The sequence below is a fragment of the Azomonas macrocytogenes genome (assembly GCF_014191985.1).
GTDB lineage: Bacteria > Pseudomonadota > Gammaproteobacteria > Pseudomonadales > Pseudomonadaceae > Azomonas > Azomonas macrocytogenes.
Genome location: NZ_JACHXI010000057.1, coordinates 446 through 1,950 on the forward strand (window position 1 = coordinate 446; position 1,505 = coordinate 1,950).

Here is a 1,505-nt window from a genome sequence, read left to right on the forward strand (position 1 = left end):
GCGTCCCCACCCCGCCCCCCCCCCCCCCCCCCCCCCCCCCCCCCCCCCCCCCCCCCCCCCCCCCCCCGCCCCCCCCCCCCCCCCCCCCCCCCCCCCCCCCCCCCCCCCCCCCCGCGCCTGCTGCTGATCGGCCGCCTGCCACGCTTGCAGCGCATGGGCCTCGCCGACGAGACGCAGCCGGGCACCTGGGCCGTCCATGCGGATGCCGAAAAGACGCTGCGCACCCTGGGCGAGCGCGGCGACATCATCCGCACCATGCAGCGAGCCATGCGCGGCGAACCGCGCGAGCTGGCGGTGTTCGAGCCGGGCGACGATGGCCGAACCATCCTCGGCCGCGTGGCTGCGAAGGGGCTGGCCGACGAGCTGCGCGACCGGGGCTATCTGGTCATCGACGGGGTGGACGGCAAGGCCCACTACGTCGCGCTCAACGCCCGCGACGAGCTGGCGAACTATCCCACCGGCGCCGTGGTGGAGGTGAAGGGATCGGCCGACGTGCGCGCGGCCGACAGGAACATCGCCGCTCTGGCGAGCGATGGCCTGTACCGCACCGACCACCACCTCGCCATCGCACAGGGTCAGGCCATGCCGGGCCGTGATCCGCAGGAAGTCGTCGCCGCCCATGTCCGCCGGCTCGAAGCCTTGCGCCGCGGCGGCATCGTGGAGCGCGTGGCCGAGGGGCTATGGAAGGTGCCGGGCGACCTGGCCGAGCGCGGTCGCCAGTACGACGCGCAGCGCCTGGGCGGCGTGGCTGTAGAGCTGAAATCGCACCTGCCCATCGAGCGGCAGGCGCGCGTGATCGGGGCCACCTGGCTCGACCAGCAGTTGATCGGCGGCGGCTCGGGCCTGGGGGACCTGGGCTTTGGCGGCGAGGTCAAGGAGGCATTGCAGAAACGCGCCGACTTCCTTGCCGAACAGGGGCTGGCCGAGCGGCGCGGGCAGCGCGTGATCCTGGCGCGCAACCTGCTGGGCACGCTGCGCAACCGGGAACTGGCACAAGCCGCGAAGGACATTGCCGGCGAAACCGGCCTGGAGCATCGCCCGGTGGCCGATGGGCAGCGCGTGGCCGGCATCTACCGGCGCAGCGTCATGCTCGCCAGCGGGCGCTACGCGATGCTCGATGACGGCATGGGATTCAGCCTAGTGCCGTGGAAACCAGTGATCGAGCAACGGCTAGGTCAGCAACTTGCTGCCACTGTACGCGGCGGCGGTGTGTCATGGGAGATTGGACGGCAGAAAGGCATGTCCATCATCTGACGAGCAACCTGCTTCCGACGAGTCGAAACTGCGCCCATCCACGATCTGCATTCTCCCGCAATGGCGAGAGGCCAACTAAGCGATGCGAGGCAGCGTTAGATCAAATTTAGTCGCTGTATCGCTGGACGTTGCCTGCACATGTCCACCATGAGCTTCGGCAATTGATTTGACGATGGCCAGCCCTAGCCCTGCACCTGCGTTCTTTCGTTGGCGGGCAGGATCTACTCGGAAAAATGATACTGCGACCACCG

Annotated in this window: 2 protein-coding genes; one reads left to right on the forward strand and one right to left on the reverse strand. The window is 69.8% G+C overall.

The window, feature by feature from the left end; genetic code table 11:
- The coding region (locus tag FHR87_RS18815) for a DUF3363 domain-containing protein (protein WP_476693176.1) at positions 1–1,254 on the forward strand (1,254 nt) is incomplete at its 5' end.
- A gap of 75 nt (positions 1,255–1,329) precedes the next feature.
- Here FHR87_RS18815 and FHR87_RS18820 read toward each other — a convergent pair.
- Complete coding sequence (locus FHR87_RS18820; RefSeq protein ID WP_476693177.1) at positions 1,330–1,503, reverse strand: ATP-binding protein; 174 nt, start codon at positions 1,501–1,503, stop codon at positions 1,330–1,332.
- Positions 1,504–1,505: the final 2 nt, after the last annotated feature.